Origin of the sequence: Candidatus Nanohalovita haloferacivicina, assembly GCF_029232205.1 — an archaeon.
GTDB classification, from domain to species: Archaea; Nanohalarchaeota; Nanosalinia; order Nanosalinales; family Nanosalinaceae; genus Nanohalovita; species Nanohalovita haloferacivicina.
Genome location: NZ_CP107255.1, coordinates 20,391 through 46,131, shown reverse-complemented (window position 1 = coordinate 46,131; position 25,741 = coordinate 20,391). Strand labels below are relative to the sequence as shown.

The following is a 25,741-nucleotide window of genomic DNA, read 5'->3' as shown; positions in this document are numbered from 1 at the left end:
TATATTCAAGAATTAAAACGTCTATCGTGAATTTTCTTCAAACTCTATCTCGATATCAGCCACAAAGGCCTTCTCCTTCTTCAGAATCAATGGATTAACATCTATCTCGGAAATCTCTTCATGATTCAGGGCCAGTTCTCCAAGCCTGATAATAGCATCCTTTACAGGCTCCATGGAATGGTCTTCTCCACGAACACCTTCAAACAGGTCGCTGCTCTGTAGCTCTTCAATCATCTGCTCGGCCTCTTCCTCGCTGATAGGAGCAATGCCAAACGAAATATCATGTAATGCCTCTATGTAGATGCCTCCAAGACCTACAAGAATCATAGGGCCGAACTGAGGATCCCTCTTCATTCCAAGAGCCACTTCAAGGCCTTCAACCTCTTCCTGTAGCACAATACCGTTTATAGGAGATCTACCGTTCTTGGCGTGATGTACATTATCAATTATTTCTCTGAAGTTCTCCTGCACCTCTTCACGATCCTGAACACCTGTCTTCACACCGCCAACATCAGTCTTATGCGACACTACAGGCGAATCAACCTTCATAACCAGAGGATAGCCAATACTGGATGCAGCTTCTTCAGCACCTCGCGGAGCGCTCTCAACCTCTGTCAGAGGCAGATCAAATCCATAGGCCTCGAAAAGACTGTGGCCGTTGGCATAACCAGAGTAATCATGCAAGGCCTCCTCCACCTTCTTTCTGTCGTAATCAATATCCCTGTAATTTCTCTCCTGCTGAAGAAACTCGCTGTACCCAACCATCGACTTCAAGGTCTTGACAGCATCAACAGGATCCTCAAACTCAGGAATATTATTCTCTTCAAGTATTCTTTTACCAGACTCAACATCCTCTTCTCCCATGAAAGAGGCAAAAATAGGCTTATCCGAGCTTTCATCCGCGCGCGAAATAGCCTTCGCAGTCTTATCAATCTCTGTATTGGCCTGAGGCGTCAGCAAAACCACTACAGCATCCACATTATCATCCTCAAGAACAATCTCAAGGCCTTCACTGTAACGATGATGTCCTGCATCTCCAATAACATCAAGAGGATTATGAGGCGTGGACTCGTCAGGCATAGACTCCTTCAAACGACTCTTTGTCTTATCGGAAAACTCAGCCAGCTCCAATCCTCTCTGAGAAATCTCGTCAGTAGTAATAACACCAGGCCCTCCAGCATTTGTCACAATAGCAATATTATCGCCGTCAGGAGGATTCTGATACGAGAAAGCTCTTCCAAAATCAAGAAGCTCTCTGTTGGACTCGGCCTCAATAATTCCGGCCTTCCTGAAAGCAGCCCTGTAGGCCTGATAGCTTCCCGCAATGCTCCCGGTATGGGAAGAAGCAGCTGAGCCTCCTTTATCGGTACGGCCTGATTTAATCATTACAATCGGTTTCTCACGTGAAGTCTTCTCCGCCTCCTCCATAAACTCGCGTCCATTCTCAATACCTTCCGTATACGAAATAATAGACTCAGTATCGTCCTCACGCCATTTCTTCAAGAGATCAACTTCATTCAACTGCGCCTTGTTACCAAGGGACACAAAGTGGCGGAAACCAATATGCTCAGCCTTCGAATAATCCAATATAGCTGTACAGAATGCTCCAGACTGACTCATAAACGAGATATTGCCAGCCTCCGGCATTTTAGATGCGAAAGAAGCATTCATCGAATTCTCAGTATTAATAAGCCCCAGAACATTAGGTCCAAGAAGATCTATATTGTTACTGTTCGCAATACCAAGAACTTCCTCCTCAAGCTCCTTATTACCAGTCTCCGAAAAACCGGCGGAAACAACGACCGCTGCATCAACTTTTTTGGAAGCAGCATTCTCCATAACATTCGGCACAATCTTTGAAGGAACAGCAATAACAGCCAGATCAGTTCCTTTCGGAATTTCATCAAAGGCCTTCTTTCCCTCAACTTCATCGGCCTTCGGATTTACAGGATAAACCTCTCCCTCAAACCCATGAACAAGATTATCGAAAATTTCATGCCCTGTCTTCCCTTCATGGCGTGAGGCCCCCACTACAGCAATATCATCCGGTTGAAAGAGTTTGTCAAGTTTCATATACCTTAATTTCTATTCCGCGGTTATTTAGGTTGTTGAATTCACCGAGAGGTCGCAAACGATTTTTTATATACGAGCCGAGGCCTGTTTCAATCATAATGCGGGAAGAAGTATATTCTGGTTCGGTAGAGCGAATTGAAGTCATGGGGACAGACGATGAAGACGATTTCCCCTGGATAGAGGAAGACGAGTACAAAGAGCTCTACAAGCAAATGATGATTGCAAGAAAATTCGACGAAAAGGCCTTTTCACTGCAGAGAAGAGGGGAAATATCAACTTACGCACCTCACAAAGGTCAGGAAGCAGCCCAGATAGGTGCAATGTTCGCGCTTGAAGAAGACGACTGGGTTGTACCTTCATTCAGAGAGACAGCGGCCTTTATCGCACGTGGTGCACCGCTTGACAAGATCTTCCAGAGATGGATGGGTGACGCAAACGGCCAGAAAAACCTCTCCGAACTAAATACACTACCAGTAGCCATCCCCGTAGGAACACAGAACCTGCACACCGCAGGCCTCGGAATGGCAATGGAGAAAAAAGACGACGAAAACGCAGTAATAGGATTTACAGGCGATGGATCAACTTCAGAAGGAGACTTCCACGAGGCCCTCAACTTCGCAGGAGTATACAGCGGCCACTCAATCTTCTTCGTACAGAACAACCAGTACGCAATCAGCATGCCGCGGGAAAAACAGACAAAGTCAGAGACAATCGCACAGAAAGCAATTGCATACGGCATCACAGGCATCCAGGTTGATGGAAACGATCTTCTCGCAGTAATCAAGGCCATGGAAGAAGCACTTGAAAAAGCTCGAAACGGCGAACCAGTGCTGATTGAGGCCGTAACATACAGACTGGAGGACCATACAACTTCTGACGACTCAACACGTTACAGAGATGAGGAAGAAGTCGAAGAATGGAAGGAAAAAGATCCTCTAAGAAAATTCAAAGAATACCTGAAAGAACACGACATCTGGGACGATGAACTAGAGGAGTTCGAGGAAAAAGCCAAGGAAAAAGTAGACGAGGCCGCCCAGAAAGCAATAGACGCCGACGAGCCAGAATTCGACGAGCTATTCGACTACGTATACGATGAAATGCCAGAACTACTGAAACAGGAAAAAGAACAGCTCAAAAAAGAGGTGGATCAGTAATGACAGAGAAAATGAACATAGTAGAGGCCGTCAACCAGGCAATACACGACGAAATGGAAGCAGATGAAAATGTAATAGCCTACGGAGAAGATGTAGGAGAAGATGGAGGAGTATTCAGAGCAACTAAAGGTCTTCAGGATGAGTTTGGAGAGGACAGGGTATTCTCCAGCCCTCTGGCAGAGTCAGGAATTGCAGGAACAGCCATTGGAATGAGCCTGTACGGATTCAGGCCTGTAATAGAGATGCAGTTCTCAGGTTTCTCATATCTGTCATTCTATCAGATCAAGGAACATGCATCCAGAATGAGAATAAGAAGTCGTGGAGACTACACAGTGCCTCTAACAATGAGAGCACCATACGGAGGAGGAATCTCGGCACTGGAACATCACCAGGAAAGCCCAGAAACATTTTTCTCACATTCACAGGGCCTCCACGTAGTAATACCAAGCACACCACAGGACACGTACTCATTGCTCAGAAAATCGATCCAGATGGACGACCCAGTAGTATTCCTTGAACCAAAGAAAATCTACAGAGCCTTCAAGGAAGACGTAGACACAGAGAAAGAAGTCGACCTAGAAGAAGCCAGAATAGTACAGGAAGGACAAGACGTAACACTGGTAGCCTGGGGCGCAATGGTGCCTGTAGCGGAGGATGCAGCAGACGAAATCGACGCAGACGTCGAAATAATAGACCTGAGAACAATCTACCCTGCCGACTTCGACACAATCTACGAATCAGTCGAAAAAACCGGAAGAGCAATGGTACTACACGAAGCACCAAAAAGCGTAGGATTCGGAGCAGAAATAGCAGCAAGAATCCAGGAAAACGAAATACTCAAAATGGAGGCTCCGGTAGAAAGAGTAACAGCACCGGACGTACCATATCCACTATACACTCTTGAAGACTTCTACATGCCAAACAAGGACAGAGCAGTAAAGGGTCTCGAAAGAGTCCTTAACTTCTAGGTGATCCAAAAATCCAGTTCGAATTCCCCGACACAGGCGAAGGAGTAACAGAAGGAAAATTCCTCGAATGGAAAATAGAAGTAGGAGACCAGGTAGAGGAAGACCAGGTAGTCGGGGAAGCAGAAACAGATAAAGCAGTAGTAGAAATACCGGCGCCATCAGACGGCACAGTAAAAGAACTGATGGCCTCCCCAGGAGACAGAGTAGAAGTAGGAGACGTCATCATGGAACTGGATACAGGAGAAACCGAAGAACAAGAAACAGAAGAGGCCTCAGAACCAGAAGAAAATGAGGAAGAACCACCAGAACAGGCTGAAGCAGCAGATACAGAAGAAAAACAGCAAGAAGCAACAACCAAAACTTCCTCTTCATCAGGAGACGTGCTTGCACTTCCAAAAGTCAGGAAACTGGCAGAGAAGAAAGGCGTCGACCTCGCAAGCATCAAAACAGGAGAAAGAATAACAGAGGAAGAAGTACTGCAGGCCGCAGAAAGCGGAGGAAACAAAGAGAACTCAGAAACCGAAGACTCTTCTCCAGCACAGGAAGTCGCAGATACCGGAGAGGTGAACGCTACACCTTCCGTACGGAAACTGGCCAGAGAAAAAGAAATCAATATCTCACAGATAGAGGGAACAGGCCGCGGAGGAAAAATAACCCGACAAGACGTAATCAATGCCGCAAACGGAGAAACCCCTGAAACGGAAACGGAGCAGAAAACAACTTCTACAACCGACAGAGATTATCGTGGCGAAGTAGAGAAAGTTGAAATGTCCGGCATCAGAAAAAGCATCGCCAGCAAAATGGAGAAATCTCGCTTCACAGCACCACACGTTACACACGTGGAAAAAGCCGATATTACCGAGCTCTCAGATCTCAGAGACAGCGTGAAAAACAAGGTAGACGCACACCTCACATACCTGCCATTCATCATGAAGGCCTGTACAAAAGCCTTAAAGGACTACCCAACTCTCAACGCAGAGCTAGACAAAGAAAACGATACAGTAATTCAGAAAAAATACTACGACTTCAACATCGCAGTCGATACAGACAGAGGCCTGCTAGTACCAAGAATAGAGGATGTAGCAGAGAAAAACATGATCGAACTGGCTGAAGACATCGTGGAAAAGGCCGAGGCCGCAAGAGACGGAAGTCTTGGACAGGACGAAATGAGCCCCGGAACCTTCTCAATAACAAATCTCGGAGTAATAGGAGGAGAAGAGTTCACACCAATCATAAACTACCCTCAGGTCGCAATCCTGGGAATAGGAAAAATAGGAGAAACCGCAGAAGTAGTGGATGGAGAAGTAACACCCAGAACCACAGTCAAACTATCACTCAGCTACGATCACAGAGTTGTAGACGGCGCCACAGCAGCCAAATTCATGAATGACGTAGTCGAAAACCTGGAGAACCCAGAAGAACTAATGGTGAACCTGTAATGGTAGTAGGAGATATCGCAACCGGAACAGACTTAGTAGTGATAGGTGCAGGCCCAGGAGGATACTCTGCAGCAATAAGAGCCGCACAGGAAGGCCAAGATGTCGTACTGGTAGATAAAGAAAAAATAGGAGGAACCTGCCTCAACAGAGGATGCATACCGGCCAAGGCCTTTATCCATGCATCAAAATTCCATGACGACATCCAGCACTGGAACAACATTGGCATCAAAGCAGAATGCGAGCACGTCAACTTCAAGGAGATCAAAGAATGGAAAGACAGCATAGTGGAAAAACTTGATCAAGGCGTAAAACAGATGCTGGAGCACGAAAACATCGAATACAAGAAAGGAGAGGCCAAGTTCATTGACTCAAACACTGTCAGAGTCGAAGAAGAACACAGGACCGACAAAATAGAGTTTGAAAACGCAATAATCGCAACAGGCAGTTCCCCAATAGAAATACCAGGCCTCGAATTCGACAAAGACAAAATCATCTCATCCAGAGAACTTCTGAATCTGGAACACGTTCCGGACGAAATAGTAGTAGTCGGCGGAGGATACATTGGAATGGAGGCCGTAACAAAGTTCTGCAAGTTCGGCGCCACAGTCAAAGTAGTAGAGGCCCGAGACCGCGTACTCGCAAACTTCGACGAAGAGATAGTCAGCCAGCTACAGGAAGTCAGCGATCACTACAACGACGAAATCTACACCTCAACAAAGGCAGAAGAAGTCAAATACCGAGACGATAAAGCTGTACTGGTAGCAGATCAGGAAGGAGAAAAAGTAGAAATCGAAGGAGACTACATACTGGTAGCCGCAGGCAGAACAACAAAACCAAATCTGGAAAGCCTCGAACTAGAAAACACAGACGTAGAAGTAGACGAAGGATTCGTCAAAACAGATCAACAGATGAGAACAACCGACGAAAACATATTCGCAATCGGAGACGTAGTAGGCCAGCCAATGCTCGCACACAAGGCCTACAGAGAAGGAAAAGTAGCTGGAGAAGTCGCCGCAGGAAAAAAGGCGGCATTCGACAACCAGTACATACCAAAGGCTATGTACACAGATCCAGAAGTAGCATCAGTAGGACTAAATCCCGAAGAGGCCCGAGAAAAACATGACAACATCAAAGTCGGCCGCTTCCCGCTCACAGCATCCGGAAGAGCACTTACAACCACCAAAACAGATGGTTTCATACGCGTAGTGGCCCGTGAAGACGGCAAATTACTGGGATCTCAGATAGTAGGTGCCAGAGCATCTGACATGATTGCAGAAGCAACTCTAGCCCTTGAAATGCAGGCCTACCTAGACGATGTAGCAAATACAATACACGCACACCCTACATTCCCTGAAGGATTTGCAGAGGCCTGTGAAGACGCGCTCGATAAATCAATTCACACATACTAGACTAGGAAAACCTGTCAAGGCCACTCTGCTTACCTTTTCCCTTCAACTGATCTTCTGTATAACCAAATACCTTGAGAACTCTCATAGCGACAGGTAAAACCTGGTTATCAACGTAGTACTCGGAATCATAGCTATCAGCATACTTCAGAAGCCTTGCACGATCAGAAATAGTGCCTCCTCCAGAAGTAATCACGTAAGTAATAGTTGACTCAGGCTTGATCTCATCACCTTTCTTCTTTGCCTTTTTAGCTGCCTCAACGTGCGGAGCCGTCGAACCATACTCCTCAGGAGGCTTCGTCAAGGTAGTATAGATCTTCAACTTCTCAACCGGCACCTCACCCGACTGAAGCTCCTCTATAGTATCTTCTACAACCTCGACTGCCCTGTCGACATCATCCTCCAGCACGGCCTGTAAAACTTTCTTCTGAGTTTCCTTCGCAATAGGGCTCCAGTCACGACGAACCTGCTCAAAACCAGTAATCTTCATCTCGCCGTCCTCATCAATCAAAGCATACTTCTTCTTGGCCCCTTCACCGGACTCGGTAGACGTAAACAGGCCTCTCCTGAAAAAGCCTTCAAACTCCAGCTCCATAAACTCAGGAAGCTCATCGTTAACCTCATCCAGAAAACCATCCATCCTCTCACGAATATTATCTCCCTTAAGGAAAACAGAATCCGTATCACCATACACAACTTCAAGGCCTAAATCCTCAGCTGTCTCAATAGTATCCTCAATATACTTCCGGCCCATATACGTAGTGGCCTCCGCACACTCCCTGCTGTACCACCTGGCACCGTTATAACCAAGATAACCATAGAAGGAGTTGGCAAGAATCTTTTCGGCCTGCTGGCGATTATACAAACTCTGATACTCAGCAGAATCCTTATCTGCATCCTTCATCTCACTTTTAATCTCATATCTTTCCTCTACAAGGCCTTCAATCAACTCAGGGAAGAAACCCTGCTCATCCTGACAGAAATCATACTCAAAGTCCTCCAACGTAAACCTGTCACTGCAATTATCAAGATTCAGTGTATCAGGAGAAATATTATGAGCCACCATCACTGTAGGATACAACGAACGGAAGTCGAACAACGCAATATTTTCGTGAAGGCCTGACTCCGGTGTATAGACAAAACCTCCTGCATAAGCGCCCTCATTTCTTCGATCAGATCTCTTGCTGCGGGAAGGCCTGTTAGGCGCAATCATATCTCTCTCGAAGGCCTCTCTCAAAAGGAAGTTTTCTGTCAACTGGCCGTAAGTAAGTCTACATGTATCGAATGGGATCGTTCCGACAATCTTCGACAACTCCATAACCTGAGGCACAATCTCCTCCGAAAGTCTCAACGCTAGATCTGAGTCCTTCAGGCAGTAATCGGCAAACTTCTCAAGATCTTCCTGTTCTTCCCACGACTCTTTCATCTCCTCCCAACTCAGATCGTCCTTGTTCTCGCCGAGAAGTTCCTCAGCCACAGAATCAAGATCAAGGTTCTCGGCCTCCATTCCCGGAGAAAGAACATGATCAACGAAAGGATAGAGATCAAGATGTGCTCTGCCCTTCAATCTCGCGGCTGAAAAACGGCCTCTGCGGTTAAACTTCATTCTCTCGCCATCACGGCCTAGGGAAAGAGTAACATTATTCCTCTCCGCAGCATCCCTCAGCACGGAGAAATCAAACTCATCAGTATTGTAACCTGTTAAAATATCAACATCTCTATCCTGTATTATCTCGATAAATCTCTCAAGAAGCTCTTCCTCATCTTCAACACTCTCAACAAAAGGCCTATCAACCTCTGAAAGAGAAAGAACTTTTTCAAAACCTTCAGACTTCATTGAGGCCATTATAATCTTGTCCTGATACACTTCAAGATCGAAGGCCATTGTAACGTACTCCTGATCTTTTTCATCGACGTCAGGGTTGATGTCATCTATCTCGATAGCTATATCATATTCATCAGAGTCTGCCTCTTCGCCGGAAACTTCTACAGTTTTTCCAGGCCTGATCCTCTTATCGATGAGATAGCGGCGGTAGAAAGGAATGTCAAACTCCCGGCATCTCTCGGTCTCCGGAAGATCCCAGACTCCATTCTTCAGCTTTGGAACGTTAGCAGGGATATTGGTGTACACCTTGACAGCCTTCCTAGCCTCATGACCTACAATCTTCTCCACTACCTCAGTATCAAGCAAAGGAATATGTTCGCCATCATCATCCGAAAAACTCTGATCGGAAATCTTCTTCTCAAGATCTTCAGCGCCATCGGACTCCTCGGACGGCAAAGCGTAGAAATAAGGCCTGAAATCTCTATCGTACGCGATAATATTTTTCTCTCCAGACCTGCAGAAAAGCCTGACAAATACCTCTTCGTCCTCAATCCTGTAATCGCCATCAATTACCTGAGTTTCAATTCTCATACAACAGAATTTTTATTCGAAAAATTAAGTATCTGGCCTGCACCTGTGTACACAGAAAAGGCCTTGACCTCACTGAAATGTTCTAGGTATAATTGAGTACGAAAAATTCAGGTAGTTGTTATTGAAGGATCAAATGAAGTTTGAATCATAACATAGGATTACATATAATCCTCTAGGTTCCAAGCAAGCATTTCTGATGGCGTAATGACAGAATGAAAGCCGTATTTAACCCAAGGTTTTTATAGGGACACAAACAATATACGTAATAGAAGATATCAATTTCTCCAAAAGGAGGTGACAATTACCATGGCAGAACTACCACTAGCACCTGTAAAGAGAATCATCAAACAGTCCGGAGCATCCAGAGTTTCCGAAGATGCAGTAGAGGAACTAAGAGATGAACTGGAAGAGTACGCTAGCGACAGAGCACGAGAAGCAAAAGAATACGCTCAGCACGCTGGCAGAAAGACTGTACAGGCCGACGACGTAAAGGCTTCTCAGTAAGTCTTTCGCGGCCAGTATGATTTTTACCTATTACCTTTCTTATTTTTCTTGAGTGAACTAGATGCGGATTGAAAACAGCTTTATCTTGGCACCCGGAGTAGGAGAAAAGACAGAGCAGAAGCTCTGGAAAAAAGGAATAACCCACTGGGACCACGTAGAAGACACCAGCGAAATCAGCTCCAACAAGCAACAGAAAATATCGGAGTTCGTGGGAAAGGCCCGCAGAAATCTGGATGTAGGGAACTCAGTATTCTTCAAAGAAAAACTACCAAACAAAAGCCTCTGGAGACTATACAGAAACTTCGAGGAGAACGCATGCTTCTTCGACATCGAGACCACAGGCCTCGACAAGAAAAGAAACAAAGTTACTACCGTCAGCTTCCACCGAGACGGCGAATCACGGACACTCATCCAAGGCCAGGATCTGACCAAGGAGCGCCTAGAAGAGGAGATGTTTGAATCCAAGATACTTGTATCATTCAACGGAAAGCGTTTTGACCAGCCATTCCTCGAGCATAACTTCGACATGGATATCAAAGTTCCTCATATCGACCTCATGTACCTCTTCAAAAGAATAGGATACTCAGGAGGCCTCAAGAAGATAGAGAAACAGTTAAACGTCGACAGAGAGCTTGAAGACATTGACGGCCGCGAAGCAGTCAGACTCTGGAAAAAATACGAGAGAAACAACAATCAGGACGCACTGGACAAACTTGTAAGATACAACCAGTACGACGCCCGGAACCTTCAGGACCTCCTAGAAATAGTTCACAAGCGTCTGACAGGAGAAGTCTTCGAACCTCATATCCCCTCCAAGCAATAGACTTAAAAACGACTACTCCCAACTTTCAGGTGAAAATGGCCTTGGTACAAAATACACCGGCTCCGGAAAACATGTGGATGGATTCCGTGAGCTATTGCTATACACATCTGACCAGGGCCAAGGCTAAATTCTCCATTATTAACTTCCTGGCAGAGTAAAGCGGGATGAAGCCTTGGCTCCTACGGGAGTCAAGTGCCGACCGCGAATACTCAAGGCCTCTGGAAAAGTTGATTCCAATTCTTCTACCTCTGTGGAACATAGGTAGACCTTGGAATCGGGAGCAGGTCGTGCTTGCAAGGTGCGGGCTGCTCCACGGTTGCATATTCAACCCACCAGCTAAACACTACTTGAACCATACAACCAACCACCAAAACAGGTGACAACAAACAATGGACGCAAACGCACGACACTTCGAAGTCGAACTTCAGGCACAGCTTGAAGAAGAACAGACACAGGCACAGGTACACCCTGAAGCAAACGTCGTAGCAGTTCAAACTCTCTAAGAATAATAGAGAAAGTTCCCGTACAGGCCTTTAAAATCGCGATAGCGGGAGCTATTCGTTAGACTGATACGCTGCCGACTCAAATGCAGCCCAACCATTAGCCATAGAGTCAAGTATTGAAGTGAAAGACCTTGCAGGCTTCACAACTTTTCGGCGGCCCTGCTTGCCCTCACGCTGCCCACGATACTCCAGATACTCATACTGAATAACACCTATACGCCGCAGCTTAGGCAAAATATTATTCTTCAAATTACTCAGGCCTTTCTCATGACCCCATTCACCGAAGTTATTCAACTTCTCAGAATCAATCTCGCCCTCATCCTTCAACTCACGGAGAAAAATTTTCGCATACTTGTTTCTCTTCGGAGACTGTTCCTGAGGGAAAAACAGGTCAACAATCTTCTCCCAGTTCCAGGCCCTATCAGACTTCTTATACTTCTTTGAATCACGAGGAATAGCAATCGAGTTTTTAGTTACGATAGTAGACGACTTACGGGCCGCCTCATCAACAAAAGGATGCTTCTCATCATCAGACATACAAAACATCTTAACAAAGGAGGTATATCAAACAACCGGAAAGTCATAAACCAGAAAAACTCATTGCATAACATGGGCGAAAGAAAAGGAATAACACCTGTAGTGGCCGTCACCCTTCTCATAACAGTCACTGTAGCAGCCTCAGGAGCAATCTATCTGCAGATCAACCAGGTCCAGCAGAACGCAAGACAGGAAGCAAATATCTTTGACCAGGATCAGATAACGATAGAGGCCTGCAACAGCAACCCCGCCCAGACAACAGTCTACATCAGAAACAGTAATACTAAGGCCATCAACACCTCAAAACTAAAGGTAATAATCAATCAGAGGCCTCCAGAAGAAGATTACTCTTTCCAGCCACAGATTGTTGACCCTCAGAGAGACTTCAGGCTTGAAATATACAACACAGACCTCAACAGATCAGATCTTATAGAGGTAATAGGAAGAAACAACAGATTCACATACCGATGCCTGAACTGAATACAAAATAAAAGATTAGCCAACAATCTTTCTCACCGATGAGCTACGAAGAACTCTCCAGAGAACAACTAGAAGAGGCCCTGCAGGAAATCGAAGAAGAACTTGCAGAAGTACAGGAAGACAGAGACGAAAAAGAGGAACTGGCGAAAAAAGTCAAGGCCGACTTCGAGAACTACAAGAAGAAAGAACAGGAGAGAAAAGACAGATGGGCGAAACAGGCCCAGCAAAAACTGGCAGAAGACCTCATCGAAGTACTTGACAACCTTGAAAGAGCAATTCTATCAGCCGACGAAGACTCAACAGTAGTACAGGGAGTGAAAATGGTATCTGACCAGCTCTACGAAACACTGGAGAAAAAAGGCCTTCAAAAAATAGATGCAGAAGGAGAGGAATTCGACCCAGAACTACACAAAGCAGTCGAAACAGAAACCGGCCAACACAACCAGGTGCTCCGACAGAAAAGAAAAGGCTACATGTTCGACGACCAGATAATCAGAGAAGCAGAGGTCGTGGTCGGCAAAGAAGAGGAGTAAAGGATTTTAAACATCTGATTTAAAAATTTTTATTCACGTAATCAAAAAATAGTCTAGAGTGTAAAATAGGTGAACCAACAATGAGCAAAGGAAACAAGATTATCGGCATCGACCTAGGTACGACAAGAAGCGCAATGGCAGCAATCCAGGACGGAGAACCAAAAATTCTGGAAAACAACGAAGGAGAAAGAATCACTCCTTCCATAGTGGCCTTTGACGACGAAGAAAGACTGGTCGGAAAACAGGCCAAAAACCAGAGGGTGACAAACGAAGAAAATACCGTTAAATCCATCAAACGCCACATGGGAGAAGACTATACCGTAGAGCTCAACGGAGACGAGTACACTCCTCAGGAGATCTCCTCGATGATTCTACAGAAGCTGAAGAACGATGCCGAAGACAAGCTAGGCAACAATGTAGAGAAGGCCGTAATTACTGTTCCCGCTCACTTCGATGACACTCAGAGACAGGCCACAAAGGATGCAGGAGAGATCGCAGGCCTTGAAGTAGAAAGAATACTCAACGAGCCAACCGCAGCAGCACTTGCATACGGCCTTGACGATGATAAAGAACAGACTGTTCTTGTGTACGACTTTGGTGGCGGAACATTCGACGTCACAGTACTAGAAATGGGAGATGGAATATACGAAGTACAGAGTACCGAGGGAGACAACGATCTCGGTGGCGACGACTTTGACGAAGAGATCGTTGACTGGGTGCTCGAAAAGTTCGAGGATGAAAACGGAATCGACCTCTCAGATGAAGACGAGGCCATGCAGAGAATCAGAGAGAAGGCTGAGGAAGTCAAGAAGGAGCTTTCCTCAAGAAAACAGGCCAAGATCAACATTCCGTTCATCCACCAGGAAGACGGAGAAACATACAATATTGACTATGAGCTAACACGCTCCAAGTTCGAGGATCTTGTCGAGGACCTGATTCAGAGGACGACAGAGCCAACCAAGACCGCAATCAGCGACGCCGGTATCGAAAAAGGAGATATCGACGAAGTTATCCTAGTCGGTGGAACCACAAGAGTGCCAGCAGTAAGAGAACATGTTCAGGCGATCACAGCACAGAAACCGAACCAGGAAGTCAACCCTGCAGAAGCCGTTGCACAGGGCGCATCAATCCAGGCAGGAAGCATCACAGGAGAAATGGACGACATCCTCCTACTTGACGTAGCGCCGCTTTCATTAGGTGTAGAAGTCAAAGGAGGCCTAACAGAAAGACTAATCGAGAAAAACACCACCGTACCTGCAGAAGAATCCAAAACATTCACCACAGCAATGGACAACCAGACAGCAGTAACCATCAACGTAGTACAGGGAGAAAGAGAAATGGCCTCCGACAACAAATCACTAGGCCAGTTCAACCTCGAAGGACTCCCACCAGCACCAGCAGGCCAGCCACAAATCGACGTAACATTCGAAATCGACGCAGACGGCATCCTACAAGTATCTGCAGAAGAACAGCAGAGCGGAGAAGAGGCCTCAATCAGTATCGATGATACTTCCCGACTTGACGAAGATGAAATCGAGGAAATGAAGGAAGAAGCAGAGAAACACGAGGAAGAAGACCGGAAGAAACGCGAGTTCATCGAGGCCAAGAACAAGGCCGACCAGATGATCAGTCAGGCAGAAACCCAGCTCGACAACTTCGAAGACGAAGTAGACGAAGAAATAACCGAGAAAATTGAAGACGCAATCGAAGAAGTACAGGAAGCACGAGAGGAAGCAGAGGAGATTGAAGACCTCGAAGAGGCGAAAGAAACAATCGAAGACGCAATCGAAGGCCTCGAAGAATCCCTCCAAGAAATCGGCAAAGAAATGTACGACGGCCAGCAAGGAGGTCCTGGTGGAATGGGAGGTGCAGGTTTCGACCCTTCCAACATGAGCGAAGAAGACCTCAAACAGGCAGCCCAGAACATGGGAGGAATGGGCGGAGAATCTGGAGCAGGAGGAGACGACGTAGTCGACGCAGACTACGAAGAAGTAGACACCGACGAGGAAGAGGAATAATGTCCTCCTCTCCTCTTTCTTTCAAAAATCCAGAAGCCACTGCAAGCGGTTTAACCATGATCAAACTTTGGTGAAAGTTCGTTGGCGAAAGAATACTACGAACTTCTAGGAGTCAGCGAAGACGCAAGCCAGGACGAAATCAAAAAGGCCTACAGAAAAAAGGCCAAAAAATACCACCCAGACTCAAATTCTGATACAGCTGATGAGGAAAAGTTCAAGAAGATTAACAAGGCCTACGACGTTCTCTCAGACGAAGAAAAAAGGAAGAAATACGACAGATTCGGCAAACAGGGCGTAGAAGGAAACGCACGTGCAGGACAGCAGAGAGCATCACAGAACTTCCAGGATATTTTCGAGCATCTTTTCGGAGGAGGTGGAAGAGGCCGCAGCTCAGGCCAGAATCTTAGAATCCAGACATCGATAACACTGGAAGAGGCCTACAAGGGAATTGAAAAAAGCTTCCAGGTAAAAAGAAGAAAGGAATGTCCGGAATGTAACGGTAGTGGGGCAGAAAACGGCAACACATCAACATGCACAGAGTGTGAGGGTCAGGGCCAGGTAAGACAGGTTCAGAGAACACCTTTCGGCCGCACACAGACAGTAACAGAATGCCCGCAGTGCAACGGAACAGGAAACATACCCGAAACTAAATGCTCGGAATGTAACGGAGAAGGCCTTACAGAACAGAAGGAAACCATTACAGTAGACATTCCTTCAGGAGTTAAGGATGGACAGAGACTGAAAGTCGCAGGCAAAGGAAACGAATCAAACGGCAGACCAGGAGACCTGATAATCAGAGTCACCGTTGAACCACATGACTCACTGGAAAGACGAGACAACGACCTATTCACAACCGCAAAAATAGGAGTCGGCGATGCATCACTGGGCACACAGATAACAGTTCCGACACCGGACTCGGAAATCCAGGTAGACATACCAAGCGGAACACAGCCAGGCCAGGTACTGAGAGTCAAAGACAAGGGAATGCCTTCCAGAAGAGGTCGCAGAACAGGAGACCTGTTCATCAAGGTAGACGTTGAGATACCGGAAAAACTCTCTGAGGAACAACGAGAAGTCATGGAAGAACTCAGAAGAGAGAAAGAGGAAAGCAAAACCTTCTTCGAAACAGTAAAGGACTTTATAGACTGAATCAAAAGAAAGCTTTTCAACAAGGCCTCCAATCAACTCTTATGGAATACAGAATCAAAGGAGACTTCTCACCCTTCCTCGAAGTAAAAATCCAGCCTGGAGAGGAAATAGTCGCAGAAACAGGCAAAATGAGCTACATGAGCGACAACGTCGAAATGCAGACCTCGGCCTCTGGAGGCCTCATGTCCTCAGTCAAAAGATCAATCTCAGGAGAATCATTCTTCGTAACCACATTCTCAACACAACAAGGAGAAGGAATAATCAACTTCGCAGCAGAATTCCCCGGAGACGTAATAGCACTAGACCTTGACCAGGGCAGAGAAGTACTCGCACAGGAAGACGCATTCCTATGCAGCGAATCAGGCAACCTCGACACAGAATTCACAACCAGCCTGGCATCAGGCCTACTTGGAGGAGAAGGATTCAAAATGACAAAAGTACAGGGCCCAGGAATGGCCTTCCTCAACGCAGGAGGAGAAGTCGACGAAATACAGCTACAGCAAGGCCAGAAAATAAAAGTCGATACAGGCAGCGTCGTAGCATTCGACAAAGGAATGAAATACAATGTTGAAAGAGTGAAGGGAGTAAAAAACGCGCTTTTCGGAGGCGAAGGCCTCTTCCTAACAACACTCGAAGGCCCGGGCACAGTCTGGATCCAGTCACTACCCGTCCAGGAACTCGCCCTCAAAGTATCACAGTACATCCCAACACAGGGATGACTCTTCTCCTTTTCTCTTCTCAAGAACTAAAAATTAGGGAAAAATGAAAAGGCCTAGATAGCGGCCTTAACGTAAGGAATAGCATACATCACAGCCACGCCCAGTACGAAGAACAGTAGGTGAGCTCCCATCTGCCTCTCCTTTATCCTCGGAAGAAGATCGCTACCCGCAATATAGACAAAGTTACCGATCACAAGCGGAAGCAGGAACTTCTCAAGGCCGCTAACATACTGAGTTGAGACAAGCACCGCTGCAGCACCTATAAACATGAACAGGCTGATCAAGATATTGAAGAGCACAGCTCTAACCTTTGAAATACCGCTGTCAACCAGAATACCATAGTCACCGGCCTCTTTCGGAATCTTGTGCATCACGATAGCAATGGTCGATGCAAGACCTGCGGCAGGACCTACAATATAGCTTGTAGCAATCAGAAACCCGTCCAGAACGTTGTGGACTGCATCTCCTGCAAGAAGCACATATGAGATAGCATCTACGTGATGATCATTGTTGTGGCAGTGCCAGTGGACAGCTCTTTCAAGACCTAGAGATCCTGCAAGGCCCAGAAGCACAAGAACTCCAGTCTCACGAGTATAGCCAATGTTGTTCGCCATCTTGAACACTAAGTGTATGAAAACCCCGCCAAAAATTGTGCCAGCAGATAGAGAAATTAGATAAGGAATTATTTTTTCAGTTTTCTCCTCGTTAAGGCCCAGAAATAGAGCTCCCAGTGCGGAGAGGCCTGATGCAATTGCAAGACTGTAGATTACGTTCTGTATTATCATAACAAAGACATCTTTAATAACTTTTTAAACATTCCTATTAATTCAGTGTTATGGAAATAATAAGCCTCTCCCTGGACGAAGAAACACTGGAGAAAATCGAGGAAATAAACGAAGAAGGCAGCTTCAACGGCAGAAGCGAACTGATCAGAAAGGCCATAGAAAGACTTCACAGAGAAACAATGGAGAACAGCAACCTCGAAGGAGAACTTAACGCAGTAGTAGTGGCCCGACACCCTCACAGAAAGGAACAGGAGATAGCCAAGATTTCGCATGACTACGACCACGTCATCACCACACAGCTACACAGCAAACTCAGCGGAGACAAATGCCTCGAAGTATTCCACACCATGGGCCTCGCCAGCGAAGTAATAGAATTCTACAACGAACTCGAAGGAAGCAAACACACAGACTCAGTGACCATGCTACCACAAGACCAATAACAATCACGACCTACTCTACAGACAGGTGACAAAGAAATGAAAATAGCCCACACAATGCTCAGAGTATCAGACCCCGAAGCAGTAATCGAATTTTACGAAAAGGCCTTCAACTTCGAACTGAAGAGAGTCTCCGAACACGAAACATTCGACCTCTACTTCCTGGGACATCCAGGCCAGACCGCCGAACTCGAACTCACATACAACCACGGAGAAGACGAAAAATACGAGAAAGGAGAAGGATTCGGCCACATCGCCATCCACACACCAAAAGGCATGGACCTGCAGGAAGCATACGAAAACGCAGTAGAGGCCGGCGGAGAAGACTACCGACCACCAGAAGAATGTCCAGGAGACTACGCATTCGTCAAAGACCCTGAAGGCTACGAAGTAGAGATCCTGAAGAGAAGCGCCTAGAAGGCCTCCAGGCAAATTTTATTATTTCTTATATCTCAATATATTCCTATTAGTGCCTAAACTTGCATATAGGCCCTATTGCTTGAAATACATTAACTTAAAAAGTTTAAATTTGTTTAAAGAAATTTTTACAGTAAATAAGTTGGTTTAATTCTATTTTATATGATTATAACAACTATTAAATTCGTTTAATTAGAATAACAACTAAAACATGTGTTATATTGCTTATAGTTTAACCAGAGAACTTAGATGACTTCAAAACAACAGTCATTCTGTTTTGAAATAATTTGGTTATGTTGTAGTCCCTCATACTTGATATGTAGAAAGCTACGGGGGCTTTTAACCCCAAGGGTTTCCTGTTAATTCCTAAGAAAACAGGTTTTACGGTAAAAAGGAGGTGAAAAACAATGAACAAGCAAGTTTTAGTTTCCCTCATGGCTATAGGCCTTGTTGCTTCGGTTGCCGGGATCGGTACTGTAGCTGCGAGCAGTAACTGGTCTAACGGGGATTACGAGTACGATGACAGGGCAGACATGCATCAGAAGATTGTCAGTCTAGAGAAGAAGGTAGACAAGTATGAGAAAGAGATGTCTGACTGGAAGGAAACTGCTGACAAGTACAAGCAGAGGTACAACTCAGAGAAGCAAACATCCCAAGAGATGAAGAAAGATCTAGAGCAAAGCCGGGAACAGCTCAACCACTACAAGAAACTGAACAAGGATCAGAAAGAGAACTATGAGAGATACAAGGATCTCTACGAGAAGGAAAAAGAAAAGCTCGAAAAGTACAGAAACATGTACCTCGAGCAGAAGCAGAAGACACAGACCTACAAGCAGAAGTACGAATCCTCTCTTGACCACCTACAGACCGGAAGCGTCTCCTACTCCATAGATTACGAGAAGGAGTACAAAGACCACAAGAAGAAGGAAAGTTCTTCATCTGAGAAAGACAGCAGCGATGAAAGCTACAAGAACAAGAACAGCTCAGAAGAAGAAAACAGAAGCGAATACGATGAGAAAGACTCATCCGAAAGCAAGAAAGACAGCAGCAACTACAACAAGACCAAAGAAGAAACAAAAGAATCTTCTGAGAGCGAGAAAGAAACCAGCAAGCACGAAGAAGAATCAGACTCAGACAAGGAAAGCTACAAAGAGAAGGACTACTCACATAGCAAAGAAAAGTCAGAATCAGAGGAAGACAGCTACAACTCTGAGACCGACTACAACAAAGAAACCAGCGAAGAAACCCACTAACCTTCCCCAGATCAAGCCTCTGCCTTCCCTAAAAAGGAGGTAGAGGCCTTAAATACTGTTGATACACATGAAAAAAGGATTTTACAAGAACCAGGACTCGAAGAAAACAATTATCTGGGCCTTACTTCTACTGCTTATTACGCCCTACGTCATCTACCTGGTTCCTCAGCAACTAGGCCTAGACTCATACGTAGTAGAATCCAGCTCCATGGCCCCAGAAATGCCTAAAGGCTCACTAGTATTTGAGAGCTGGGAGAACCCGAAAAGCTACGAAGAAGGAGACGTAGTTATTTTCCGGCCTAACCAATCCAATATTAGCGAAGACCTTGTAGTGCATCGTATAATCGATATAAGAGAAGGAAACTACACCAACTCCTTTCAAACAAAAGGAGACGCAAACCCAGGCCCAGATCCTGGCTGGACCTCAGGCGAACAGATCATAGGAGAGAGAAAATTCTGGATACCATACATAGGATACTACATAATATTCACAAGCAGGAGCCCATTAATCTACCTATTCCTGCTCATACCCGCAGTCCTGATAATCCGGGGCCACCTGATAAAAATTCTTGAAGCCCTTGACGAAGAAAAGAAAGAACCAGAGAACCAATCAAAAGAAACCCAGAAAATACCTCTAAAGAGAAAAAGCAACTAAACCCACATGACCAACCTCTCAGAACAGTATTACTGAGAACACCCTAAAAAAACTTTCTTCTTTAATTCTCCAACCTCAATTAAACTCACATGAAGGAGATCGAGGCCAAGATACTGGAAGTAGATCCTGCCAAAGTACGCAGAAAAATGCAGGAGATGAACGCAGAGAAAAAATTCGAAGGCAAAGTACAGTCAGAGTTCTACGACTACGAAGACGGCCGCATCGAGGAAAACGGCATACTTCGACTCCGAAGGCTAGGGTCAGAGACCATTCTCACCAGAAAAGAAGATGAAGAAAACCAGGACGGCGCCAAAATAATGAACGAAATCGAATTCGAAGTCAGCGACATGGATGAAGCCCGCGAACTACTCACATCACTAGGCCTCCAACAGATACACAAAAGCGAAAAGACCAGAGCCAAATGGCACCACGGCCGAATAGAATACGTCATCGACTGGTACCCAGACATACCAGCACTACTGGAAATCGAGGCCCCAACACAGCAAGAACTCACAGAAGCCATAGAAGAACTAGGCTACGACCCTGAAGACGCCAAAGACTGGGACTCCCACGACCTCTACCAGCACTACGACGCAGAAAGATAACACACCACTTCACTTTCTCCCCCTATTTCCTCTCCTCAGGCCTCCATAATACTCACAACACAGGCCTGATTGTTCAAAATAATCGAACACCATAACACACAGCTATGTTAATTTCATGCGAACATTCAATGTTTTTTAAAAGGTGTTGTTTGTACTGTAAAGTTAATCTTACATTATTGAGTGTTCAGATATTTTGAACACCCATTCTTTTTGACTGAGGCCTGCGAAAAATAGGTTATGAGACTCTACAAAATACAGGATGATGGAAGCAAGTTTATCCTTCACGGCGAGACAGGCCTTTACTCCAGGCTGAAAGAGGTTTTCGACAATACAGGCCTGGGTATTTCGGTAACTGAGGCCGAGGATGCCACCGCCAACATTCTCTACACAGAGAACAATCGCGATATCGTGCTGAGATTGCTGAATGAGCATACCGAAAAGGCCTCGAGATCATGAACTTTTCTGGAAAAATTTGCTCAAATTCGAAAAACACTCATAACAAAGGAGGTATAATAGATGGGAGTGGATTGAACCTGGTGACTGAACAGGGTGAAAATATACCTTCTTTATTATATGGCCGATCTATGGCGCGACCCCTTGCTAAAGTGCCAAGAAAGTATCGAAAAACACATTCGCCCAGACTCGCGATATACCTTCTTTATTATGGCCTGTTTTCTGATCGGCCCTCAAACCCGCGAGTGTTCGAAGAATTTTCACACTCATTTGCATCTATTTCCACCACACTAGATGTGGAGAATTGGTCCTGAAATCTGGTTCTTCGTATATTTCTACACTGTCTGTGTAGTCTTCCTGGAGTATTTCCTTCATCTCGCGCGCATACTGCATCATATTCTCTTGAGGAGATAGACTCTCTTCTACCGGCATACCAGGCCTAGAGCCCGTACTCTCAAGATTGTAAACTGCCACTCCTCCAGGTTGGAGGATCTGATCTGAGGTCTCGATTATTCTTCTCTGTGCTTCTTTCTTGCTGAGGCCGTTCCTCATGCTGTTTACTGTGTCGTCAGCTAGGGCCCATCCATACTCAAGATCGGTGCTTCCAGGCATCTTATCGGCCAATTCGTGTGATGTTGCTCCGGAAAGATAGACGTTTTCTGGCTTGTCATACCCTATAAGTGCTGCATTAGGGCTTGTGGCCAGAAGTTTTTCTACACCTGCATCTTCTACTAGTGTCTGTGCAAGCGTCGGTTCCGCAGGCCACAGAATTGCTCTGGAGGGCCTCTCTTCAAGTATTTCTTGATCAAGCCAGTTTCCTAGCCTCTTTCTATCTTGCAGGTTGTTCATTTTTATCGAACTCTCTTTATTTTGTTTCTTACTTTCCGATACTCACACTACTTATTAAAAAATATTGAATGTTCGTTATTCTTTCACAGTATATTGTTCACAGAAATCGAACACCCTGAAGAGCTATGTGAGTAATAACAGGCCTCTACGGCGGGAAAAATTCTTCAGACTCCGGCCGAATAACAAATGCATGAGCAGAGGCCTGGTAGAGGAGGGCAATGAGAACGCAGATGAAGGCCTTCTCGTAATACCTGGTATCAGTAGCGGTCCTTTCGGCAGCCCTTTCGATGAAGTAGTGGAGGAAATGAGTGAATACTGCAGGGTTGTGAGGGTAGATACATGGGATGATGCACGCGACCTGGAAGAGTTGACCCTCAAGGATCTTCACCAGCAAATAGATGAGGCCATCAACAGGTTGACAGAATCAGGATGTGAGAGAATACATGTGATAGGAAAGTCGTTCGGAGGCCAGCTTGCATTAACCTACCCCGACAATGTGAGTTTTAGCTCCATGGTTCTATGGGCTCCAGCAGTAGGCCTCGGAACCAGCAATGTGGAAAAGTGGAGATCTACCACTCTAGGCCATGCCTCGACAGCCACAGATATCACCATCGACACATCAACCCTTCAACAACTACCAGCAGAGACTCTTCTTATACATGGAGAACAGGATCAAATAGTTGAAGTAGAGAACTCGGAGACCATAGCAGAAAACATTCAAGGTGCAGATGTGAGAGTTCTGAAAGACACCGGCCACTCCTTCCAGGGATCGAAAGATGAAGTGATCGAAAATACATTGGACTTCCTCAGTCAAGCAACTTCATCAAGTCGTTAAGAGTATGGGCCACATCTTCCCCGCGTGATGTGAGTTCAATATACTTCTTCCTGCCCTTCTTGTTGGACTCGACCAGGCCCATCTCCTCAAGCTTCTGAATAATCCTCACAGCGTGAGAGTAAGTACAGTCAATTCGGGAAGAAAGTGCCGATGCATAGTTCTCCGCCGACGGATCAGCAAGCCTGACCATCATCTTGGCGGGTTTAGTATGCAGGAAAAACTCCTGCTCGCTTTCATCCATTGTCCTACCTGTACACCTTAATTAGTGATCTAAGTTAATATTCTCTTTGGTTGCTACTCAACAGTTCACAAAACCAATCAGGTTTGACTTTATAATGATTTTGATCACTAATCTAAACGTGACAATGGAATTCTCAAGAGCTAAGATGAAGGAAATGATCAAAGGCCAAGGAGACAAACGAGTTTCCCAAGAAAGCGCCGAAACACTCGGACAAATTCTAGAAACATTTGCAGGCGACGTAGCAGAAGAAGCAATCGCAATTGCAAGAGAAGACGGCCGCAAAACAATCCGCAAGGAAGACGTCAAAGAGGCCCTGAAATAAACCCTCTGCACCCTTCCTACATATCCCCTATCTTATTTTTCTACCAGGCCAGAAAACACAATTTTCCCAGCAAACAACCTCTAAAACGAAAGAGGATTTAAGATTTCCATTCACTTCTAACAATATGGACCCCGAGGAAATAATCGAGAAAATAGTAGAGGAAACAGAACTCGACGAAGACGAAGTAAAAGAAAAAGTAGAAGAAAAAATGGACGAGTTCGAAGGCCTAGTATCAGAAGAAGGCGCAGTCCACCTCGTAGCAAAAGAACACGGCGTAAACATAGGCCAGGAAATGAGCGAAGACCTCAAAATAGAAAACATCGTACCAGACATGAGAAAAGTCAACTTCAAGGCCCGAGTAGTCAACATCTCAGACCTCAACACCTTCGAAAGAGACGACGATGAAGAAGACGGCCGCGTACAGAACGTGGTTCTCGGGGACGACACAGGAACAATTAGAATGACCCTCTGGGACGAACAAACAGAGATCGCAGACAAGATCAGCGAAGGCGACGCAATCGAAATAACAGGCGCCTACACAATGGAAGACGATCGAGGAAACGCAGAAATCCGACTCGGAGACTCAGCCAAAGTAGCAATGGCAGACGACGAAGACGTACCCGAAGTAGAAACTGGAGGCATGGACACAGAAGAGGCCTCAATCAGAGAAGTCACAGCAGAAAACTCATCATACAAGATCAACGGAATGCTGATGGCAGTCTACACAAACAACCCCTTCTACCGTGTAGATCCAGACTCAGGAGACACAGTCAGAGAAAACGACGATGGAGAATACGTAACCGACGATGGAGACGTAATAGAAGAACCAGGCCACAGACTAGCGCTCTCAGGCGTAATAGACGATGGAACAGAAAACATCAGAGTAGTATTCTTCGGAGAACAGGCCCGAAAAGTACTGGAAATCGACGAAGAAACAGAAAAAGAAGGCGACCTGGACGCAGTCGAAGAAGCAGGAGACGAAGCAATCGGCAAAGAACTACAGATCGAAGGCCGAACACGCTACAACGACTACTTCGGAAGAATAGAGCTACTTGCAAACAGTGTAGAAGAAATAGACACAACAGAACAGCTCAAACAACTTCTAGAAGTCATGGAAGTCTAAAAAACTTATACTATGAGCAAAACTCAAACATTTGCAGGAAAAGAAACAAAGGTGAGCAACTAAAATGGCAGACGACGTAGAACTTGAAGATCTAGATGGCGTAGGAGGAAAAACAGCAGAAAGACTCCGGGAAGAAGGCCTAACCAACCTCATGGAAATCGCAAACATGAAGGCCGGAGAACTATCAGGAAAAGTAGACGGCATCGGAGAATCCGCAGCAGAAAGCATCGTAAACTCTGCAATGGATCTAGCCGACGTAGGAGGATTCGAAACAGGAACAGAAAGATACAAACAGAGACAGGAAATGAGAAAAATCTCCACAAACTCCGAAAGCTTCAACGAACTACTTGACGGCGGAGTAGAAACACAATCCCTCACAGAACTCTACGGAGAGTTCGGAGCAGGAAAAACACAGATCGCACACCACCTGGCAGTAAACGTACAGAGATCAGAGGAAGAAGGAGGCCTAGGAAAAGGCGCAATCTACATCGACACAGAAGACACATTCATCCCAGAAAGAATCGAACAAATGGCCGAAGCACAGGACATGGACGCAGACGAAGTACTCGACAACATCCACGTAGCACGAGCATTCAACTCCGACCACCAGATGCTTCTAGCAGAAGAAGCCAAAACAATCTGCGAGGAAAACGACATAGGCCTAATCGTAGTCGACTCCCTTATGGCCCACTTCAGGTCAGAATACGTAGGCAGAGGAGAACTAGCCAAGCGACAGCAAAAGTTGAACAAGCACATGTCAACACTGCTGAAAGCAGCAAATACACACAACGTAGCAGTAGTCCTCACAAACCAGGTCATGGACAACCCAGACCAGATGTTCGGAGACCCTACAAAGGCCATCGGAGGAAACATCGTAGCACACAACTGCGCAACAATCATCTACCTCAGAAAAGGAAAGAAAGACACAAGAGTCGCAAGACTCGAAGACTCACCTTACCTACCAGAAGGAGAAGCAGTCTACTCAATCACAGACGAAGGAATTATCGACGGTTAAAACCGCCGTCACCCACCTAATTTTTTCTC

At 45.7% G+C, this 25,741-nt stretch carries 27 protein-coding genes; 21 read left to right on the top strand and 6 right to left on the bottom strand.

Annotated elements, in window-relative coordinates; genetic code table 11:
• Positions 1-21 precede the first annotated feature (21 nt).
• Positions 22-2,073, bottom strand: coding sequence for an acetate--CoA ligase family protein (locus HBNXNv_RS00260; RefSeq protein WP_347720831.1), 2,052 nt, complete (start codon positions 2,071-2,073; stop codon positions 22-24).
• Between the two features lie 98 nt (positions 2,074-2,171).
• Between HBNXNv_RS00260 and pdhA the strand changes: the two genes are divergently transcribed.
• From pdhA to lpdA, 4 genes are read left to right on the top strand one after another with little or no spacing between them, the layout of a single operon-like run.
• Positions 2,172-3,227, top strand: coding sequence for a pyruvate dehydrogenase (acetyl-transferring) E1 component subunit alpha (pdhA, locus tag HBNXNv_RS00255; RefSeq protein ID WP_347720830.1), 1,056 nt, complete (start codon positions 2,172-2,174; stop codon positions 3,225-3,227).
• Entirely contained in the window at positions 3,227-4,195 is a 969-nt protein-coding gene (locus HBNXNv_RS00250; protein WP_347720829.1) for an alpha-ketoacid dehydrogenase subunit beta, read from the top strand. Before pdhA ends, HBNXNv_RS00250 begins: the two co-directional genes overlap by 1 nt.
• Before the next feature lie 11 nt (positions 4,196-4,206).
• Entirely contained in the window at positions 4,207-5,634 is a 1,428-nt protein-coding gene (locus tag HBNXNv_RS00245) for a dihydrolipoamide acetyltransferase family protein (protein ID WP_347721351.1), read from the top strand.
• The gene (lpdA, locus tag HBNXNv_RS00240) at positions 5,634-7,043 is read left to right on the top strand and encodes a dihydrolipoyl dehydrogenase (protein WP_347720828.1); all 1,410 of its coding nucleotides are present in this window, start codon (positions 5,634-5,636) and stop codon (positions 7,041-7,043) included. The genes HBNXNv_RS00245 and lpdA overlap by 1 nt, the downstream gene beginning before the upstream one ends.
• A 1-nt stretch (position 7,044) precedes the next feature.
• Here the strand turns inward: lpdA and HBNXNv_RS00235 are convergent, their stop codons facing one another.
• On the bottom strand, positions 7,045-9,456 hold the full coding sequence (locus HBNXNv_RS00235) for a DNA-directed DNA polymerase (protein WP_347720827.1): 2,412 nt from the start codon (positions 9,454-9,456) through the stop codon (positions 7,045-7,047).
• A 306-nt stretch (positions 9,457-9,762) separates the two neighbouring features.
• Here HBNXNv_RS00235 and HBNXNv_RS00230 point away from each other — a divergent pair, with 306 nt between their 5' ends.
• Both HBNXNv_RS00230 and HBNXNv_RS00225 read left to right on the top strand, forming a co-directional pair.
• On the top strand, positions 9,763-9,960 hold the full coding sequence (locus tag HBNXNv_RS00230; RefSeq protein ID WP_347720826.1) for a histone family protein: 198 nt from the start codon (positions 9,763-9,765) through the stop codon (positions 9,958-9,960).
• Between the two features lie 61 nt (positions 9,961-10,021).
• Complete coding sequence (locus HBNXNv_RS00225; protein WP_347720825.1) at positions 10,022-10,783, top strand: ribonuclease H-like domain-containing protein; 762 nt, start codon at positions 10,022-10,024, stop codon at positions 10,781-10,783.
• Positions 10,784-11,337: 554 nt separating this feature from the next.
• Here HBNXNv_RS00225 and HBNXNv_RS00220 read toward each other — a convergent pair.
• The gene (locus HBNXNv_RS00220; protein ID WP_347720824.1) at positions 11,338-11,823 is read right to left on the bottom strand and encodes a hypothetical protein; all 486 of its coding nucleotides are present in this window, start codon (positions 11,821-11,823) and stop codon (positions 11,338-11,340) included.
• A 72-nt stretch (positions 11,824-11,895) separates the two neighbouring features.
• Between HBNXNv_RS00220 and HBNXNv_RS00215 the strand changes: the two genes are divergently transcribed.
• The 5 genes from HBNXNv_RS00215 (at position 11,896) to HBNXNv_RS00195 (ending at position 16,722) form a co-directional block, all read left to right on the top strand.
• Positions 11,896-12,303, top strand: coding sequence for a type IV pilin N-terminal domain-containing protein (locus HBNXNv_RS00215; RefSeq protein WP_347720823.1), 408 nt, complete (start codon positions 11,896-11,898; stop codon positions 12,301-12,303).
• 38 nt (positions 12,304-12,341) lie between these two features.
• Positions 12,342-12,836 carry a nucleotide exchange factor GrpE gene (locus HBNXNv_RS00210; RefSeq protein ID WP_347720822.1) on the top strand — a complete coding sequence of 165 codons (495 nt, stop codon included), beginning with the start codon at positions 12,342-12,344 and terminating at the stop codon, positions 12,834-12,836.
• 80 nt (positions 12,837-12,916) lie between these two features.
• Complete coding sequence (gene dnaK / locus HBNXNv_RS00205; RefSeq protein ID WP_347720821.1) at positions 12,917-14,854, top strand: molecular chaperone DnaK; 1,938 nt, start codon at positions 12,917-12,919, stop codon at positions 14,852-14,854.
• Positions 14,855-14,935: 81 nt separating this feature from the next.
• Positions 14,936-16,003 carry a molecular chaperone DnaJ gene (dnaJ, locus tag HBNXNv_RS00200; protein WP_347720820.1) on the top strand — a complete coding sequence of 356 codons (1,068 nt, stop codon included), beginning with the start codon at positions 14,936-14,938 and terminating at the stop codon, positions 16,001-16,003.
• Positions 16,004-16,044: 41 nt separating this feature from the next.
• Positions 16,045-16,722, top strand: a complete 678-nt coding sequence (locus tag HBNXNv_RS00195) for a TIGR00266 family protein (protein WP_347720819.1) — start codon at positions 16,045-16,047, stop codon at positions 16,720-16,722.
• Positions 16,723-16,775: 53 nt separating this feature from the next.
• Here HBNXNv_RS00195 and HBNXNv_RS00190 read toward each other — a convergent pair whose 3' ends face one another.
• Positions 16,776-17,507, bottom strand: a complete 732-nt coding sequence (locus tag HBNXNv_RS00190) for a ZIP family metal transporter (RefSeq protein ID WP_347720818.1) — start codon at positions 17,505-17,507, stop codon at positions 16,776-16,778.
• Positions 17,508-17,557: 50 nt separating this feature from the next.
• Between HBNXNv_RS00190 and HBNXNv_RS00185 the strand changes: the two genes are divergently transcribed.
• The 6 genes from HBNXNv_RS00185 to HBNXNv_RS00160 all read left to right on the top strand — a co-directional run bounded on the left by HBNXNv_RS00185 (position 17,558) and on the right by HBNXNv_RS00160 (position 21,330).
• Positions 17,558-17,947 carry a CopG family ribbon-helix-helix protein gene (locus HBNXNv_RS00185; protein ID WP_347720817.1) on the top strand — a complete coding sequence of 130 codons (390 nt, stop codon included), beginning with the start codon at positions 17,558-17,560 and terminating at the stop codon, positions 17,945-17,947.
• 36 nt (positions 17,948-17,983) lie between these two features.
• Entirely contained in the window at positions 17,984-18,361 is a 378-nt protein-coding gene (locus tag HBNXNv_RS00180) for a VOC family protein (protein WP_347720816.1), read from the top strand.
• A gap of 407 nt (positions 18,362-18,768) precedes the next feature.
• Positions 18,769-19,614: a hypothetical protein gene (locus HBNXNv_RS00175; RefSeq protein WP_347720815.1), complete on the top strand. Its 846-nt coding sequence runs from the start codon at positions 18,769-18,771 to the stop codon at positions 19,612-19,614.
• Between the two features lie 67 nt (positions 19,615-19,681).
• Positions 19,682-20,269 carry a signal peptidase I gene (locus tag HBNXNv_RS00170; protein WP_347720814.1) on the top strand — a complete coding sequence of 196 codons (588 nt, stop codon included), beginning with the start codon at positions 19,682-19,684 and terminating at the stop codon, positions 20,267-20,269.
• 89 nt (positions 20,270-20,358) lie between these two features.
• Positions 20,359-20,874, top strand: a complete 516-nt coding sequence (locus tag HBNXNv_RS00165; protein ID WP_347720813.1) for a class IV adenylate cyclase — start codon at positions 20,359-20,361, stop codon at positions 20,872-20,874.
• Between the two features lie 237 nt (positions 20,875-21,111).
• Positions 21,112-21,330 (top strand): hypothetical protein, encoded by a 219-nt coding sequence (locus HBNXNv_RS00160; RefSeq protein WP_347720812.1) that lies wholly within the window; start codon positions 21,112-21,114, stop codon positions 21,328-21,330.
• 273 nt (positions 21,331-21,603) lie between these two features.
• Here HBNXNv_RS00160 and HBNXNv_RS00155 read toward each other — a convergent pair whose 3' ends face one another.
• Positions 21,604-22,176, bottom strand: a complete 573-nt coding sequence (locus HBNXNv_RS00155) for a hypothetical protein (RefSeq protein ID WP_347720811.1) — start codon at positions 22,174-22,176, stop codon at positions 21,604-21,606.
• A gap of 190 nt (positions 22,177-22,366) precedes the next feature.
• Between HBNXNv_RS00155 and HBNXNv_RS00150 the strand changes: the two genes are divergently transcribed.
• The gene (locus tag HBNXNv_RS00150) at positions 22,367-23,011 is read left to right on the top strand and encodes an alpha/beta fold hydrolase (protein WP_347720810.1); all 645 of its coding nucleotides are present in this window, start codon (positions 22,367-22,369) and stop codon (positions 23,009-23,011) included.
• Here HBNXNv_RS00150 and HBNXNv_RS00145 read toward each other — a convergent pair.
• A complete protein-coding gene (locus tag HBNXNv_RS00145) occupies positions 22,983-23,252 on the bottom strand; it encodes a winged helix-turn-helix domain-containing protein (protein WP_347720809.1) in 270 nt (89 codons plus the stop codon). The genes HBNXNv_RS00150 and HBNXNv_RS00145 overlap by 29 nt on opposite strands.
• Positions 23,253-23,376: 124 nt before the next feature.
• Between HBNXNv_RS00145 and HBNXNv_RS00140 the strand changes: the two genes are divergently transcribed.
• The 3 genes from HBNXNv_RS00140 (at position 23,377) to radA (ending at position 25,712) form a co-directional block, all read left to right on the top strand.
• A complete protein-coding gene (locus HBNXNv_RS00140) occupies positions 23,377-23,574 on the top strand; it encodes a histone (protein WP_347721350.1) in 198 nt (65 codons plus the stop codon).
• A gap of 124 nt (positions 23,575-23,698) precedes the next feature.
• Positions 23,699-24,697 (top strand): DUF2240 family protein, encoded by a 999-nt coding sequence (locus tag HBNXNv_RS00135; protein WP_347720808.1) that lies wholly within the window; start codon positions 23,699-23,701, stop codon positions 24,695-24,697.
• 64 nt (positions 24,698-24,761) lie between these two features.
• The gene (radA, locus tag HBNXNv_RS00130; protein WP_347720807.1) at positions 24,762-25,712 is read left to right on the top strand and encodes a DNA repair and recombination protein RadA; all 951 of its coding nucleotides are present in this window, start codon (positions 24,762-24,764) and stop codon (positions 25,710-25,712) included.
• Positions 25,713-25,741: the final 29 nt, after the last annotated feature.